Genomic DNA, 16,337 nt, shown 5'->3' on the forward strand with positions numbered 1-16,337 from the left:
CCCGACAACGTTGTCAAGAATGCAAGGAGTTCTATCTCAATGGCTATTACTGAACAGCAAAAAATGAACCTGTTAGGTGTTACATCTTTCATGTTCAACTTTGCACCAGATCAAGCGTCTTTCGCCCGTTTTGAAGCGATCATCGACGCCAACCCCAGCTTTTATGCACTGGGTACCGATCTTGCTAAAACAGAGGCTTTCACTAGCCAGTTTGATGCAGATGCTACCCGTGATGAAAAAATTGATGTGATTCTAAGCCGTTTAGGCCTGGAAGAAGGTAGCCAGGGCTACGTTCGTGGTACCGACTTCATTAATCAGCGCCTTGACGACGGTATTCCTGAAGGCCAAGTGCTGATGGAAATCGGCGAGAAGCTGCTGCAAGACACCCCGCCGGAAGGCCTGGAAGGTGCAGCAGCCGTTCTTCGCAATAAAATTGCAGTTAGCGAAGCTTACCTGGAAAGCGGCGTTGAAGGTTACAGCAGCGATACACTGCCTAATCTTCTGGCTAACATTACAGCTGACCAGCAGTCTGTAAACGATGCAATTGACGCAATCGAAGAAGAAGCAGCAGGCCAAGAGCCGACAGTTCCCAGCGATACTATCAATATTAACTTCGATAGCTCTGCTGAAAAAGAAGGCAACTTCGAAGTTAACGCTGACGGCGAGCTCGTGCCACAAGTTGGCGGTACTGATAACGTTCAGACCATCGCAAACGTCGGTAAGGTCGAGTGGGATGCTGCCGGTCGCCCGGTGACTAACTCTGCTGACTACACCTTTAACCTGAGCAATCAGCTGGGTGAAGAAGAAACTTACCAAGGTTTGTTCCTGAGCCCGTTGCTGACTTCCGAGTCACGTAACACCAACTCACAGCTGTTCATCGAGCTGTTGGATATCCGCGCTGCAGGTACTGCTGAGCCGCTGGGCAACTTGCCGATCGACGGTATCCGTTTCAATGTCGATGGCGATGAGGCTGTACTACGCTCAGAGGCTATTTTCGAAGCTAAAACCTACCCAGAACTGCTGTCTGCTATTCGTGAAGCAATTGCGGAAGATAGCGACCTCGCTGGTTTTACCGCACAGATTGGTTCAAGCTTCACCGCTACCGATGGTGGTCAGCCGATCCCAGGCGCAGTGGGTAGCACCATTATCCTGACTGATGCTCAAGGCCGTGAAATTACCGGTGGTTCTTTCACTTACAGCGATCAGGTAACTGGCGGCTTCACCCTTTACGGTGACCTGTCTACTGAAGCACCTGAGTCTGTTCGTGATCTGATTTCAACCAACCTTGATCTTGATAACGTTGGTTACGGTTCGCAAGGCGCCACTATTAATCTAGCGGGTCAGTCTAACTCCAACAAAGGTGTTGAAGAGTTCAATGTCGACGCTGAAAACGGCGTATGGCTGTCTCAGCTGGCTTCACGCGATACTGACAACAACGGTCAGTACCGTCAGCACCTGAAAGAGATCAACCTGACTGGCAGCGGCTTCTTTAATGTTGGTCAGCAGGCTGCTAATGGCGAGGGCGTTCGTGGTGTTGCTGAACTGCTAAACGCTTGGACTGTTAATGCTAACAACTCGGTTGAGCTTAACAATCTAGACACCATTACTGGTTTGGTCGACGTTGAGAAATTCAACGGCCTAGACTTCGACGGTGACGTTAAGCTAAACGCTTACATTACTGAAGACGTTATCGCCCGCGATCTGAATGCTCAAGACGATCAGGCTAACCCTGCTGAAGATAACGTTAACTACAACTACCAGACTGCTGGTGGTGATGACCAAATTTCTTTGGTTGTTCAGGAAGACGTGCTTCAGCGTGAAGACGCTCTGTTGAACATCAATGCAGGCAATGGTAACAACGTAGTTGAGACCGTAATTGTTGATGCAAATGGCGCACCTGTTTCTATCGTTAACCAGCAGCTTAACCAGGACTTTGGTCAAGAGCAGGTAACCATTAGTACTGGTACTGGTGACGACGTTGTACGCACTTGGGGTGCTGGCGATGCCACCATCAGCACTGCTGCAGGTAACGACGTTATTTACGCCGACAACTCTGGTTTGATCAGCTTGGTTGATGGCTCAACGCCATTAACGGGTGCTACAGACATTAACGGCAATGCTATCGAGCAAGTCACTCGCTGGGAGTTTAACTCCACAGCAAATGGCGCTCTGCCGACAGGCGTGTCGAACAGCAATGCTGGCCTGTCTAACGATGCCAATGGTGTCGCTCAGACCTTTAATGCCTTCAAACTTCAGGTTCAAGTAAGCTTTAAAGGCTTTGAATCAGTGTGGGTTGACGTGCCGCACTCTGGTACACAGACTACTGCTCTTCAAGTCAATCAAGCTATCAAAGATGCGGTCAACAACGACGCAGTTCTTCAGAACTTGATTGAAGCCAATGATGGTAACGGTAATATTCTTGATATCGTTTCCCAAATTGACGAACAGCAAGGTCTGGGTAACCTAGATGACCTGAGCATTGACTTCCGTGGTCCCCTGGCTGCTGGCGCAAATAATCCGACAGGTCGTCCGCAGCTAACTGCTGAAGAAACCAATGCAACTGCTCAACTTGGTGCTATCCAAGATATCTACAATACTGATGATATCGGTACTGCTGCCAGCACGGTTGGTGAAGTATCTGGTGTAGCAAGTCAGGTTGAGAGCGATAACGTTATCAATGCTGGTACTGGTAACGATGTCATCGTTCTGGGTACAGGTGAGTTCAGCAACGATACTGTTAAGATCGACGGTGTATTTGATCGCAACAGCATTGTGAACTTCGAGTCTGGTGACGAAGCTACTAACACTGGCTACGACATCCTTGACTTCACTAGCCTCCTTGGCGGTGCATCTAACTTTGCTGGCGGTGTTGTCGATAACCGCGGTATTGAAATTGATACTTACGCGGGTGCTACCTATGCCCGTGATGGTGTTAACTGGGTGAACTTGAACGCAGCCGATGTTGCTGCTCGTTTTGAAGACCAAGCTAGCACGACCGCCGCTACTGAAAGCGTTCTGCTGGTGCAAGATGGCGGTGGTACTGGTCAGTACAAAGCGTTCCACCTGTCCTCTTCTGCCAACAGCGATGACTTTAACGTCAATCTGCTGGGTATCCTGGACTTCGGTGAAACTCAGACCTTCGATGCTGCCAACTTTGCTTAATGCATAGCTGATAGCTACTCGAAAGAACCCCCGGCTTTGCCGGGGGTTTTTCATTTTAAAGAACTAATATCTCCTTTTTTTGTCTTTATCCGTATGGAAGTAGCTTAGCTGAGCCCAATAGGCGCGCTTGCTACGAATGCTCGTTTGTTTTTATTAAGGATATTATGTCTCGCTTTATTCCTATTTCCAGAGACCTTCACCAAGGTAAAGGTTGGCTTAAGCCGGCTGACCACAGCTACATTGCCGGGCAAAGCGCTATTCCTTTGGTGGCTGAAGAGCTGCCCCATGCACTATCAACCATGCCTACTGGGTTTCGCCAGCAGCAAGATGGCAGTTACGAGCTAGTGGCGGTTTGCTCGTTGGATGAGCAGCGTAATTTATTTGTTCATCCGGATGGGCGGTGGATTGGTAGTTATCGGCCGGCTTCAGTGCGAGCCTATCCTTTCCAGCTACTACATAACCAAGAGCAGAAACAATATGTGCTTGGGGTCGATGAAGACAGCGGCTTGGTGCTTGATAATGTAGATGATCAAGGTCACCCTTTTTTTAATCAGAACGGCGAGCCAGCAGAACAGCTTGGTCAACTAATTAAGTTTTTAACTAAGTATGAGCAGCAGCGACGCAGTACGCAAAAAGCGATCAATATGCTGTCTAGTTTGGGGCTTATTATGCCCTGGAAAATTAACATGGCCACACAAGAAGGTGAGCCGCTTCACGCCTTAGAAGGCCTCTACCGGATAGATGAGCAGGCATTGAGGGCATTGCCTGCTGATAGGTTAGATGCCTTGCGCCAAGTGAGTGCTTTTCCGATTATTTATGGTCAGCTGTTTTCTCAACATCGGCTTGATGTGCTTATCCGCCTATATGGGCTTCATAAAAATTGGACTCAACAAGATCCGTCAACAGTCGACTTGGAATCGCTGTTTGATAGTGGGGATGACAGTATCAGTTTTGAATTTGATGATTGAGAATGGCGTTTTAACGGTTACAAGGCGAGTTCTTTACGTGTGCCTATTTGGCATTATGGGAAAATAGCCAATTCTTTCACTAGTGTTTTTAGTTTATCAATGGGCACTGATAAGGTGTCAATTTCTACCGAAGCATGTTCTTGGTGGCGCTATTGTCCGCTTAAAGTTTGGTCAATAAGTAGGCGAGAAATATTTTTACCGATGAACAAGAGTTCAGTAGAATGTTGCATTTATTTTTAGGTAACGAGCGTGAAGCATAATGCCAAAACTGCCCAAAAGCGTTGTTATTGAAGGCCGTCGGTTCCCAACTTGGGCGTTAAGTATAAATGCGCGTAAACAGCTGGTTAATTTATACCAGGTGGAGGCGCACATAGAAGAGTTGCGCGGGCGGCTCGCTTATCAGTCCTCTGTGCGTCAGCTGTGCCAAGCGCAGTTGAGAGAAGCTTTACCCCCACAGGTAAAACGCTCCACAAAGCTGGGTAAGAGTACGCTTCGCCCGCGTTACTTCTGGCATGTTGTATCTAAGGCGTTCGCTGAGGCTACCCTTCCTTTCAGCCCCTCGAAGTTGGAGTTGCACGCAATTAATGCAAGTAACCTGTACCGTGCTGGCGATCATGTTTTACTGTATGTAAAAGGGTACGGAGCTATGGGGTGGGGAGAGGTGCAGAGTGATGCATCATCGGTTCAGCAATATCTATCTCTGCGCTGCTGCGTGCCAGTGCTCTCGGCTGCACTCCCTGCTAGTGCGCTGAAAGCGTACGCATTACGTCACCCTACACGTACCACTCAACGCTTACCTGTGGGGGCTGATGTTAATGGATTACTGAAAGCGCTAGCGTGTTATCCCCATGGAGAGTGAGCAATCACTGCCTTTGTAACACATACGCCGAAGGCAGTGTCAGGCGAAAGCCATCTACTATAGCTGTTACAATGCTATACCTTTCTCGTTTATTCATTAATGGAGCATTATCAAATGGCGAAAGAAGATCCAAAAACGGTAACAATCGATGGTCATGAGTATAACCTTGCCGACTTATCTGAAAACGCACGCAACCAATTGGTTAATCTGCGTGTGACTGATCAGGAAATTCAGCGGCTGAACCAACAGCTGGCAATTGCTCAGACCGCGCGCACGGCTTATGCTAATGCCCTCAAGCAGGAATTGCCGCTGCAGAATACCCACTAAAAGTTAATTTAAGGGCCTCTAATGCAGTCATTAGAGGCCCTTGTTAATCTATGACACGCTGTGTAGTTTTCACAATTCATAGCTCTTTGTCTTAGCTTCGCTGTTTTGGAAGAAGCTTGATGCGACCACTCGTCCGATTGTTCAATCGTGATGCGTTCCGGCTGTTTCGGTTCCTCATTGTTGGTGGGGCGGCCACCTCGACTCACATGCTGGTAGCCGCGTTACTTTTTGCTTATTTTAATAATCCCTCGCCCTATGGCATCAATGCTGTCGCGTTCCTGGTGGCTTTTTTGGTCTCTTTTTACGGCCATCGCCATATTACTTTTCAGACACGAGGCTCTATCCGGCGCTTCTTTCTGGTGGCTGTAGGCGGATTCCTGGCAAATAACGCCATCCTAACGGGAGGCCTTGCACTCGGCATGGATGGCCTTGTCGCAGTGATTATCGCGACGGCCTGTGTGCCTGTGTTGACTTACCTCGCCTCGTCGCTTTGGGCTTTTAAGACAGAAGAGAAATGAACCCCATGGAAAATACTCTTTCCCTTATCGTTCCTGTGTTTAACGAAGAAGAGTCAATCGCACCATTCTTGGAAGCAATTGATCGGCATTTAGCAGAGCTTCCTGCGACCCTTGAAATCCTGTTCATCGACGATGGTTCATCAGACCGTACTATTGCGGAGATCAAGTGCGCGCAACGCGCGGATCCAAGGGTGCGGTATATTAAATTATCGCGTAACTTTGGCAAGGAAGCGGCTATGACGGCTGGGCTGGATCATGCGAGTGGTGATGCCGTCATACCAATGGATGTTGATCTTCAAGACCCGCCAGAGCTGATCCATGAGTTTTTCAGGTTATGGCAAGAAGGTTACGATACGGTATATGGCATGCGCCGGGAGCGCAATGAAGATACGCCGAGCAAGCGCGCTTCAGCGGGGCTTTTTTATAGGGTCTTCAACTGGCTTTCCCATACCGAGATCCCGGCCAATACGGGGGATTATCGGCTTATGAGCCGGCGCGTAGTGGATGCGCTTAAAAAGCTTCCCGAGCGTAATCGGTTTATGAAAGGGCTTTTTGCTTGGCCTGGCTATCGCTCAATTGGCGTGGAATACAGCCGTCCGGCAAGGCATCTAGGCCATACAAAGTGGAATACCTGGAAGCTATGGAACTTTGCACTCGACGGCCTTACTAGTTTCTCTACATGGCCGTTGCGTGTTTGGTCGTATGTGGGAATATGTATTGCGCTACTGAGCCTAGTGTATATGATATTTATTATCGCTCGTACATTGATGTTTGGTGTCGACTGGCCAGGCTATGCTTCCATAATGTCAGCCATATTGTTTTTTGGTTCAGTTCAGCTTATCTCGATAGGTGTTTTAGGTGAATATGTTGGTCGACTTTATATTGAAAGTAAGGAAAGGCCAGTGTATCTGACGGATGACCTCGATGAAGATTAATGTTACACACAGAGGTTGGTTCTACTTGGTGCTTCTGTTGACGGCTTTGTTTATACAGGTTGCTGCTGGCCCCGCATTGAATTCTGATGATGAAATGTATGCAGCTGTCGCTAATAGTGGCGACATCTTTGCGTGGCTTGTAGACCGCTACTCGACGTGGTCTTCCCGGTCTTTAATTGACCTTGTAACGATTCTTCTGGTAACGCATACAACGCTGTGGATGCTGTTGAATGCCATCGTTATTGCAAGTATGTGTTTTGCGATTTCCTCCTTAGCTAGCAAAGATAGTCGAATTTGTTTAAATATATCTGCCTTTGTGATGGCTTGCTTCTGGTTAATCCCTGCTAATATGATGCATTGGAGTGTCTGGTGGGTAACAGGTTCCATTAATTATTTGTGGCCTATTACGGCTTCGCTATGTTATTGGGCTGTTGTTAAGTATGGGTTAACCGGCCAGAAACTTAGCGTTCCTGCTATTGCTCTTGGTTTTATGCTAGCTGTTTTTAGTTCTTTTAATGAACAAGTTATGGTTGTGAACTTTATAGTTCATGTTTTCTTGTTTTTTATGTTAAGACGTGATTATTTTTATAATAAGATGATTGGGTTTGGTTTGCTGGCCAACTTTATTGGCTTTGCATTTTTTATATTGTGCGATGGAAATGCTGGAAGATTGATTTTTTCCGCTAGGAGCTACTTTCCTGAATTTTTGGACATGAGTTTTTTAGAGAAAGCATATTTTGGTATAAGCTTGGGTTTGTACCAGTTTTTCTATATTGGTAGCTGGGTTAGCATCATTTTTTGCGCCGTTATTGCATTAAGGTATAATGCAAAGGCTTCTAAGTCCATTGCGATGATCAGCCTGCTTTTTATTATGTTGACGTCAGGGTATATGTTGGGCTATGTAGGCTCTGGCTTTTCCGAGTTGACAGACAATATAGGTTTTATAGGTGGGGTGTACCAAGTTCCTTATCGAAAAGCATTTTCTCATGACTTTATCAGGGCAATGGGTTGGGGGATTGTTTTCTCTGGAGCGCTTACCTTTGCTCTTTTAGAGAATATGCACTTTGATAAGTCAAAAGTATATAGAGTATTTCTATTTGTACTTTCTTTTATACCGTCGTGCATGTTGGGGTTTTCGCCCACCATGTATGTTTCTCAAGAAAGAGTGCTTTTTGCATCAGTGGCCATCATTTTGTTGTTAATAGCCATTATTGCCGGTAAAACGCGGTATAGCTGGCATTTGTTGGCAGCGACAAGCGTTGTAGCTTATTTTACTTATTCTTAGAGTGTGCTTTTTATTGGTCAACACTAAGTGCGTCCGTTTTGTCTTGCTAACTGCAGGAAGTGTGTTGAACCATAGCGGTTGCACTACACTCATAAACTTTTCCGCAAGTGAAAGGCACAATGTCACCTTCTCTATTTAATGCGTTAAATTTAGTAAAAGTGTTTGGCGCCGCCCTTGTCGTGGCATCGCATTACGCAGGCCAGTATTTCAATACACCGTTTTATAGCTATGGTACTGGTTGTTTTTTTGTTGTTTCGGGGTACTACGCATTTAATTGGGAGCATAGCCGGGGGTGGTACTACCTAGCAAAGCGGCTAACGCGGTTATATCCGGCTTTTCTAGTCGCGGTGTTGGCTTATTTGTTGGTTCGGCAGGTACCATTGCCAGAGTGGCCAGATTTGATAGCGCATCATTTGATGTTTTTATTGGCTACTCCAGATCGCGCTACGGCATTTGCACTGAATCCCCCTTTTTGGTCTTTACCCGTTTTTTTTACCTTCTTTGCCCTGCTTGCTTTCTTGCCTAATTTCATACCTCGTTTATGGCACGTAGCCGTCTTCATGTTGATGGCAGTGGTGGCGGTTATGTTGAATGTTACTCAGTGGCGGGAAGGGTATGCGGAGTTGTGGGTGATGCCGTTACATTTGTACGCTTTCTGGTTAGGAGGGTGGCTAGGGCATCAGGCACACAAGCGCACTATCGTGACAAAGCCTTGTTATACGTGGGCAGCATTCGGCTTGTCGCTAAGCATCATCATTTGCGGTGTTTATTATCAAACTATCACACAAACTTTATTTTTGGGTGAAAGCTTTGCCTACCGCGGAATGATGGTGCTTTTATATTGCGCGCTTTTCTGGACGGTGATACATAGCAAGTTGGCGTTGCGTGATTCATCTATATTGGCATTTTTAGGTGCTATCAGCTTTGGCGTTTATTTATTTCATAATCTGCCGGTGTATTGGTTAAAAGCGCAATTTTCCGCCGAGGTAGCCGCGATTGTCTCGCTTGGAATTTCAATCCTGCTGGCCTGGTTGTCGTGGTATTTTATTGAAGTGCCGTTTCAACGCTGGTGCAAGCCACATCTTACTCGCATACACCGTAACCGTTAAAACGACATTGGTTCATTAAGTGGTCTCTCCCCGCCAGCCTAGTTGTCGGCTGAGTCTGCTCTTTCCCATTTCAAGAAGAAAGTCAGGCCGGTGGTATATTTCCCCTGCAGAAGTTTATAGGTGTTAGCGTTACCACTGCCAAGTGAGTCCAGCGCTAATAATATCTAGATCAAACGCGGGTAGGTTGTCCGTTTCGCCGGCCTCAAAGTAGCGGGTGTAGCGTCCCCGCAGAGAGAGTTCTTCGGTGACACTGAACTGAACCCCGAAACCTAGGGTGGGTGACCATGTGTGGCGGTCATCATTGATATTGGTTGTTTGGGTAGGCGCGTTAAAGTTGGTCACGATGGCATCGTAACGCCGTTCATTTTCTAAGTACGCTACCCCTGCCGTACTGAGTAGTGATAAGTGGGACGTTAGCGGCCACTGGCCAACTAGCTGTGCCCCGAAGCCACTCAGTTTGACGGCTTCGGTGGCATTTAACTGCGCGGTGGCACCTTGTCCGCTGTTGCCATTCAGGTTCATGGTGGCTTGGTAGTCACCAAGGTCTTCGTAGTAGAGCTCGACGGCAAATCGTTTGCTGAACGCATAACCTGCACCCAGGCGCCAAAGGGTGTCGCTGTCGTCGCTATTCACCTGGGCACTGCTAGCCGAGGGGTTGGCCATCCAGGCCGCGGCGGCGCGGTCGAAGGTTTGGGTGGATAGGTCTGCATAGCTCTTGCCGCCTTCCAACAGCAGGTAGCTGCTGGCGTGCGCTTGGCCTACGGTAACGCCGCAAGCGATACAGGTGAGCCAGGCCATACGAGGCAAGCGGCGTAATAAGATAAGTGCTGTTTGCATGTGATGTTTCCTTAGAATGTTAGCCCAGTCCGTTCCAGATCCAGCTGAAATCTTCTAGCCCTGGGGTTTGCGGGTTGAAAGGCGCAGCGGGTTCAGGTTCGGGTTCCGTTGGCGGCTCCGGCGTAGGCGTTGCCGTTTGGCGAAACCCCAGGGCGCCTGGGTCAATGATCACTCCATCGGCAATGCCGTCGCTATCAAATTCGCCGCCATCTTGCAGTATAAAGTCGAGCCGCAGTTTGCCATCTAGCTGCTCTAGGCCACCCCCAAAGGCTTCACTGGCAAGGTTGACCCATTCTCCGGCAGCATTCTGTTTCCAGTAGCCATTGATTTCCAGGTCGCCATCAACAAAGAGGCTAAAATCAATGATGCCGCCGATAGTGTCAGTGTCAGCCTCAAACGAGAGTAGTCCCAATGGCATATCAAGGTCGGCAGGCCGATCTTCTGGAGCATCTAACTGGCGAATATTGCGCAACAGCGGTGCATTAATACTGCCAATTGCATTGTTGGCCTCCAGGGTGATAAATATTTCAGGGGCTCCGGACGGGTTTGTGACCGCTGTAGGTGAATTCAAAAAAGGTACCGAGGAAACGTTATTCTGTTCGATGTCCGCGATACCATCACCATTGCCGTCGCCAGTTCCTCCCCCCAAAGAGGGCACGCGAGCCTCGTCATTGTCGGGTACGCCATCATTATCACTATCTAGCTCTGGCTCTGGTTCAGGCTGTGGTTCAGGTTCAGGTTGTGGTTCAGGTTGTGGTTCAGGTTGTGGCTCAGGTTCAGGTTGTGGCTCAGGTTCAGGCTGTGGCTCAGGTTCAGGCTGTGGCTGAGGTTCGGGCTGTGGCTCAGGTTCAGGCTGTGGCTCAGGTTCGGGCTGTGGCTCAGGTTCGGGCTGTGGCTCAGGCTCAGGTGTTGGGGAGGCTTGTACGGTGAAGGTTAAGGTGCCGGAGACGCTTTCCACGCCATCTTCACCGCCATCAGCCAGGGTGAAATCAAAGCTGGCATTGCCCGCACTACTGCCCGCTGTGAATGTCACTAGGCCGTTGTCGATGTCTTGTTGGGTAAAAGTCTCTCCTGCGGCCAAGGCAGTGCCGTTAAGTAATAATGTGCCGGACGTTGGCAGGGTACTCAGTGTATAAGTGAGCTCTGACCCCTCATTATCCGGATCGCCTTCATTTAAATTGGCAGTCGTCAGTGTGACGCTACGCCCCGCTTGTACGCTGGGGCCTGCGTTGGTGGCGATGGTCGGCGCATTGTTAACCCCTGCCACTGTCACCGTGAGGGTTGAAGTGCTGGTATTACCCGCTGAGTCTTGAACATCGACGGTAACGCTGGTGGTACGTGTTTCGCCATGGGCAAGGGCGTCGAACTCACCATTGGGATCAAAGTGTGCAGTGCCATCGGCATTGACGATAAAGCGCCCGCCATTGCTGCCCGCCACCGCGCTGCCCAGCGCATCGGCACGGTTATTCACAGCGGTCACAGGGGCTGTATCGTCTGCGCCTGTGTCGTTAGCAGTGAGTTTGTCGCCTGCTGAGCTAACGTTTGTCAGCGGAGCCTCCCCCGCATCTTCGCGCACTACGGCAGTCGTGTCGTCATTGGCAGTGGGCGCGGTAGTATCCAGGGTCAACGTCAGATCCGCCGACGCGCTGCTGGTATTGCCTGCGCTGTCGCTAACAACCGTATCAATGGCGTTGATGCCTTCATTCAGGTCGCCTTCGGCCAAGGTGAAGGCCCAGGTGCCGCTGCCATTGGCGGTGGCGCTACCCACGTTGATGCCATCGACACGTACCGTCACGGTAGCCCCCGCTTCGGCCCCTGTGCCGGTGAGGGTGGGCGTTGTGTGGTTGGTGAGGTTGTCGCTATTGCTCACACCGCTATCGGAAGCAACTGCTAACGTGGGTACTGAAGCCGTAGCGGGAGAGTTCGCATCAACCGCGAATGCTGCACTGTCGGCAAGGTTTTGTCCGCTAGGTAACGTATCAAGGTTCGCCGGTATGCCGTTATCGTGGGCGACCAGCGTGGCTGCTCCCGTCAGGCTTAGTGAGGCGACGTTAAGCCCAGCGGTGTCTGTCTCGCCTTCTTGCACCGTATAGCGGCCACTAAACTGCGTTTGGTTAGCGGCATCGCTATTGGTGAGGAGAATCGTAGCCCCCGTATTGAGCGTGGCCGTTAGTGCGCCGCCGTTGGCAGCAAAATCAACCGCTTTATCGAACATGACGGTGATATCAATGCTGCTGCCTACCGCAAAGGTGCCATCCGCGGTGGGCGAGGTAATCGCTTGAATGCCTGGGGCCGTGCCGGTCACCACGCTGAAAAGGTCATTTTGTGTTACGGCGACAAGCGTATTACCCGCCGCATCCTGAGCACCGCTGACTCGTACATCCACGTTATTAATCACTTCATTAGCATCGGCGGTGTCGAAGGTGGCGATATAGGTAGTGGCATTTTCCCAGTTGCCCGATTTAAACGTCAGAGTGTTGGTGGGGTTTTCTACTGGGAACGTGATCGTCGGTGCGACGCCCGTATCCATCGCTTCGTTGAAGCTCAATGTCAGGGTAAAGCGGCCACTGCCGATCTGGTCGTCAGTAATGGTGGTGAGCGACGGTACGATAGCGCCATCCAGAAGAGGTCGAGCAGCGTCGATGGCATCAGCGCTCTGGCTGATAGCGGTGGTGTAAGCATTGGAGCTATTGCCCGCCGCATCGGACAGCACAACGTTAACGGGAATGACGTCGCCTGGCGCGCGGGATGTATTCCCCTCCTGTACCGTGTAAGTGGCGGTATAGGTGCCGCCGCCTTGATCGGTAAAATCGGTGACCGCAACTCCGTTCACTGTACCGGCGTCCAGCGATAAGCCTGCCTCTCCCGCGCTAATGGTGACCGTCACGGCATCGCCGATTTTATGACTGCTATTCGGTATAGAAACGCTGGTGATTACGGGGGCTACGGCATCAACAACGATGTTCTTGTTGGCGCTCAGCGAGTTGGCGGTACCCGGTGTGGGCAGGGTAAGTTCGGTGTCGTTGCCTGCTGAATCGCGAATTGAGCTGCCATTGAGGATGATTCCGGTACCTGCCAGCGCCAGATCACTGGATTCGTCACCTGCCTGAACGGTATAAGCAAATGTCAGCGTGTCGGTACCTGAGCCAGCCACATAATCTATGGTGCGATCCGTTGCCCCGGTTTCCAGCGTCAGCTGCGGTGTACCGTTCACAGTTACGGCTTCACTGAATGCTAAGGTAATGTTAACAGTGTCGCCCGCTTTATAAGTACCGTCGGCATTCGTTGAGGTGATGTTGGTCACACTCGGTGTCACCCGATCAACGCTGTGTGCCGAACCACTGGTATAGGCGATCGCCATATTCCCCGCTGCATCCTGCACATTCGTATTGCTGTCGAGGTCAAGGCGCAGAGTGCCGTCGCCAGTGAGTGATTCTACGGTGACGGTGTAGCTACTGCCGGAGCCAGAGATGGCGGCGATGGTGCCCGACGCATTGCCGTTGAGGGTGGAGAGGGTAAAATCATCGATAGAGACACCGCTGACGTTTTCGCTAAATGTCACGGTGTAATCCACTGAGGAAGCATTAGCAGCAGGCGAACCGCTGAGCGCAATGCTGGAAACGCTGGGCACTACGGCATCGATTGCAATATCTTTATTGCTACTCAGCGAGTTAGCATCGCCCGGCGCGGGCAGGGTAACCACCGTGTCGTTACCTGCCGCATCCTTTATAGAGCCGCCATTGAGGATGATCTCGCTACCCGCCAATGATAGATCGCTGGTTTCATCCCCGGCCTGGACGGTATACCTAAACATCAGCGTATTAGTGCCAGATCCCGAGGTATAACTAACGGCCCGATCGGTCGTGCCGGTTTCCAGCGTTAGCTGTGGCGTACCGGCACCCGTGTTCACCGTAACGGCTTCACTAAAGGTCAGCGTAATGTCAACGGTGTCACCCGCTTTATAAGTCCCGTCGGCCGTCGGAGAGGTGACATTGGTGACCGTCGGTTGTACCCGGTCAACGTTGAGGGCCGTGCCGTTGGTGTATCCTGCCGGGGCGTTAGTCGCCCCATCATCGATATCGGTGCCAGTGTTAAGATCAAGACGCAGGTCGCCCGCACCACTAATACCAGTAACACTGACCGTATAGCTGTCACCGCTGCCAGCAACCGCACTAATAGTGCCAGATGCCGTACCGGTGGAGATGAGGGCGAAGTCGTCGGCCGATACATTGCTGACGCCTTCACTAAAGGTAACGGTGTAATCTACTGAGTCGGCATTGGTCGCGGGTGAACCGCTGGGGGCGATACTGATAACGCTGGGCGCCACGTCATCAACGACATTAATGGTAATATTTTGCGTCGAGGGTGTCGTGCCATCAGTGGCTTGTATGTTAAGCGTAAAGCTGCCGGTAGCGCTGGCATCGAGCTGGCTGGTATCGCTCAGGGTGATCTCGCCAGTGGTACTGTCGATAGCGAAGACGTTGCCGGTGTTGCCTGACACGATAGAGTAGGCCACCGAGTTATCGTCGCCCGTGGTAGCGACAGTGCCTATAGAGGTGCTATTGGCATCACTCTCGTTAACGCTAAAGGATTGGCCGGAGGTGACGACCGGGGCGACATCGTTAACCGAAATGGTGATATTTTGAGCAGTGGTGTTGTTGCTGCTTTCACCGTCATCGGCCTGCACCGTTAAGGTATAGCTAGTGGCGGTTTCATAATCGAGCGCTGCTGCACCGGTGGCATTTAGGCGAATCTCGCCAGTATCCCCATCGATACTAAAAATTGTTTGGCCGGTTCCACCAATGATGGAATAAGTAACGCTATCCGTGGCGCCACCATCTCCATCGTTGGCATTCACATCGTGAATAACGAAAGAGACGTTGGCGAACGTTTCATCAATGGAAAGATTCCCAGGATCCGTATTTTCAAAAATAGGGCTATTGTTAGTGATAACCGGTGACGCGACAATGTCATCCATTTCAAGGACGACCTGGGAGTTAAATGTAATCCTGATCTCATCAACGTTGTCATAGCCAGACTGAAAATTTAACGTTCCGAAGGAACCACCAGCAGTGGTGGCGTTGAAGGTATAGTAGACGTTTCCCAGTGTATCGGAAGCCGTAAAGTCAAGTGATTCCGAAGCGGTTACTGCGGCACCGTCGCGGAACCCCTGGATAGTGGCGACAGGATCAGTCGTTGCCTCGGTTATGCCAATTGCAACCGAGGCAAGATCAAATTCAGATCCATCGGTCGAAGAGAAGCTGAATTGCCGAATATCTGGGTTGGCATAGTTCATCAGCATTACTCGGTCATTAGGATCCCCTGAATTATTCAAGTTGACCGTGAAGTCTGAAGCATTGGGGGTGGCTATCCTATCAGCACCATCCATTGCAAACGTCCAGTTCCCAATGTTTATTGACGTAACAGGGTCTTCATTGATAAGGCCAACACTATCGAAATTCTCGTTGAATATTGACAGGGTCGACTGAAATAGCTCGTATACAGGCGAAAAAACGTCTGTTTCTATCAAACCTATGTGTTGTTCAAGATCCCAATTTCCACCGAGATCACTAGCCCCTGTTAGGTCATTAGAGGCGGCCACATCCGCCTCTGTCACCCGTGCTAACTCTTCCAAAAACCGCAGGCCCTGCTGACCCGCAGCAACATGACAGCCGTAAATTAGGATGTCGCCGTCTGGCCCCAAGGCTTCGCCCCACTGCTCCAGGAAGCTGACATAGCCTGGTAAAGTCTCGCTATTCAGTGTGCTACTGCCCAGTGCTATACGCCCTTCGCTACCGTGGGAAATCAGGTGGATAGCGTCAAGTCCGCCGCGCTGTGCTAACGCTTGGGCGATTTGTTCAACGCCGCTGGTGTTGAGGTCTAACAGTATGACCTCGGTATCAACGGGCACACCGTTAAGCAGTGTTTGATAATCGTCAACTCGGGGGTCGAGGAAGATAACTTCGTTACGACCATTCGATTGGATTGGGTGCGTTTGGCGGGTGGGAGTATTCATAAAGAGTACACTCTTTAAGTGGTATAGATATTTGGTTATAGGGCTGTCTAGCTTTTTTCTATGTCTTTTTTCTAAATCTTTGTTCTACTTGTTTTTTTATATCGCTTTTCTAGACGGTTTTTTTATACGGCGTCGACCCGGTAGCAGGCAAGTGACAGGTCAGAGGTGCCGCCGCCAGCGATAGCGCCCCGAAGTGCTGTAATACCTATCTTAATGCTCCTCGTGCAGCCCTCTGCTCCAGGGTCTTGCAAGAGCACGTCGCTGACAAGGGGTTGCAAGAAGCTGATACTGAAGTGATCCGTTGTGCTATGGGTGGCCGCT

9 protein-coding genes are annotated in these 16,337 nt (G+C 50.2%); 7 read left to right on the forward strand and 2 right to left on the reverse strand.

The window, feature by feature from the left end; genetic code table 11:
* The first annotated feature begins 39 nt into the window (after nucleotides 1–39).
* The 7 genes from A6R74_RS20295 (at nucleotide 40) to A6R74_RS20330 (ending at nucleotide 9,163) form a co-directional block, all read left to right on the forward strand.
* Entirely contained in the window at nucleotides 40–3,162 is a 3,123-nt protein-coding gene (locus tag A6R74_RS20295; protein WP_064236276.1) for a hypothetical protein, read from the forward strand.
* A 164-nt stretch (nucleotides 3,163–3,326) separates the two neighbouring features.
* Complete coding sequence (locus tag A6R74_RS20300; protein ID WP_064236277.1) at nucleotides 3,327–4,130, forward strand: SapC family protein; 804 nt, start codon at nucleotides 3,327–3,329, stop codon at nucleotides 4,128–4,130.
* Between the two features lie 973 nt (nucleotides 4,131–5,103).
* A complete protein-coding gene (locus A6R74_RS20310; protein ID WP_064236279.1) occupies nucleotides 5,104–5,316 on the forward strand; it encodes a DUF6447 family protein in 213 nt (70 codons plus the stop codon).
* Nucleotides 5,317–5,435: 119 nt separating this feature from the next.
* Nucleotides 5,436–5,834 carry a GtrA family protein gene (locus tag A6R74_RS20315; RefSeq protein ID WP_082906770.1) on the forward strand — a complete coding sequence of 133 codons (399 nt, stop codon included), beginning with the start codon at nucleotides 5,436–5,438 and terminating at the stop codon, nucleotides 5,832–5,834.
* A gap of 5 nt (nucleotides 5,835–5,839) precedes the next feature.
* The gene (locus A6R74_RS20320) at nucleotides 5,840–6,769 is read left to right on the forward strand and encodes a glycosyltransferase family 2 protein (protein WP_205634231.1); all 930 of its coding nucleotides are present in this window, start codon (nucleotides 5,840–5,842) and stop codon (nucleotides 6,767–6,769) included.
* Nucleotides 6,759–8,054 carry a DUF6056 family protein gene (locus A6R74_RS20325; RefSeq protein ID WP_064236281.1) on the forward strand — a complete coding sequence of 432 codons (1,296 nt, stop codon included), beginning with the start codon at nucleotides 6,759–6,761 and terminating at the stop codon, nucleotides 8,052–8,054. The genes A6R74_RS20320 and A6R74_RS20325 overlap by 11 nt, the downstream gene beginning before the upstream one ends.
* A gap of 119 nt (nucleotides 8,055–8,173) precedes the next feature.
* Nucleotides 8,174–9,163 (forward strand): acyltransferase family protein, encoded by a 990-nt coding sequence (locus A6R74_RS20330; protein WP_064236282.1) that lies wholly within the window; start codon nucleotides 8,174–8,176, stop codon nucleotides 9,161–9,163.
* A gap of 129 nt (nucleotides 9,164–9,292) precedes the next feature.
* On the opposite strand, the gene A6R74_RS20335 is transcribed toward A6R74_RS20330, so the two are convergent.
* Both A6R74_RS20335 and A6R74_RS20340 read right to left on the reverse strand, forming a co-directional pair.
* Nucleotides 9,293–10,000 (reverse strand): outer membrane beta-barrel protein, encoded by a 708-nt coding sequence (locus tag A6R74_RS20335; protein ID WP_064236283.1) that lies wholly within the window; start codon nucleotides 9,998–10,000, stop codon nucleotides 9,293–9,295.
* Between the two features lie 19 nt (nucleotides 10,001–10,019).
* Complete coding sequence (locus A6R74_RS20340; protein WP_064236284.1) at nucleotides 10,020–16,016, reverse strand: DUF4347 domain-containing protein; 5,997 nt, start codon at nucleotides 16,014–16,016, stop codon at nucleotides 10,020–10,022.
* Nucleotides 16,017–16,337 lie beyond the last annotated feature (321 nt).

It is taken from the genome of Halomonas sp. ALS9 (assembly GCF_001651035.1).
Taxonomy (GTDB): Bacteria; Pseudomonadota; Gammaproteobacteria; order Pseudomonadales; family Halomonadaceae; genus Vreelandella.

Bases quoted from the DNA above. Each gene is read 5' to 3' on its own strand.
- A6R74_RS20295 (WP_064236276.1), top strand. From the start codon at position 40: ATGGCTATTACTGAACAGCAAAAAATGAACCTGTTAGGTGTTACATCT.
- A6R74_RS20300 (WP_064236277.1), top strand. From the start codon at position 3,327: ATGTCTCGCTTTATTCCTATTTCCAGAGACCTTCACCAAGGTAAAGGT.
- A6R74_RS20310 (WP_064236279.1), top strand. From the start codon at position 5,104: ATGGCGAAAGAAGATCCAAAAACGGTAACAATCGATGGTCATGAGTAT.
- A6R74_RS20315 (WP_082906770.1), top strand. From the start codon at position 5,436: ATGCGACCACTCGTCCGATTGTTCAATCGTGATGCGTTCCGGCTGTTT.
- A6R74_RS20320 (WP_205634231.1), top strand. From the start codon at position 5,840: ATGGAAAATACTCTTTCCCTTATCGTTCCTGTGTTTAACGAAGAAGAG.
- A6R74_RS20325 (WP_064236281.1), top strand. From the start codon at position 6,759: ATGAAGATTAATGTTACACACAGAGGTTGGTTCTACTTGGTGCTTCTG.
- A6R74_RS20330 (WP_064236282.1), top strand. From the start codon at position 8,174: ATGTCACCTTCTCTATTTAATGCGTTAAATTTAGTAAAAGTGTTTGGC.
- A6R74_RS20335 (WP_064236283.1), bottom strand. From the start codon at position 10,000: ATGCAAACAGCACTTATCTTATTACGCCGCTTGCCTCGTATGGCCTGG.
- A6R74_RS20340 (WP_064236284.1), bottom strand. From the start codon at position 16,016: ATGAATACTCCCACCCGCCAAACGCACCCAATCCAATCGAATGGTCGT.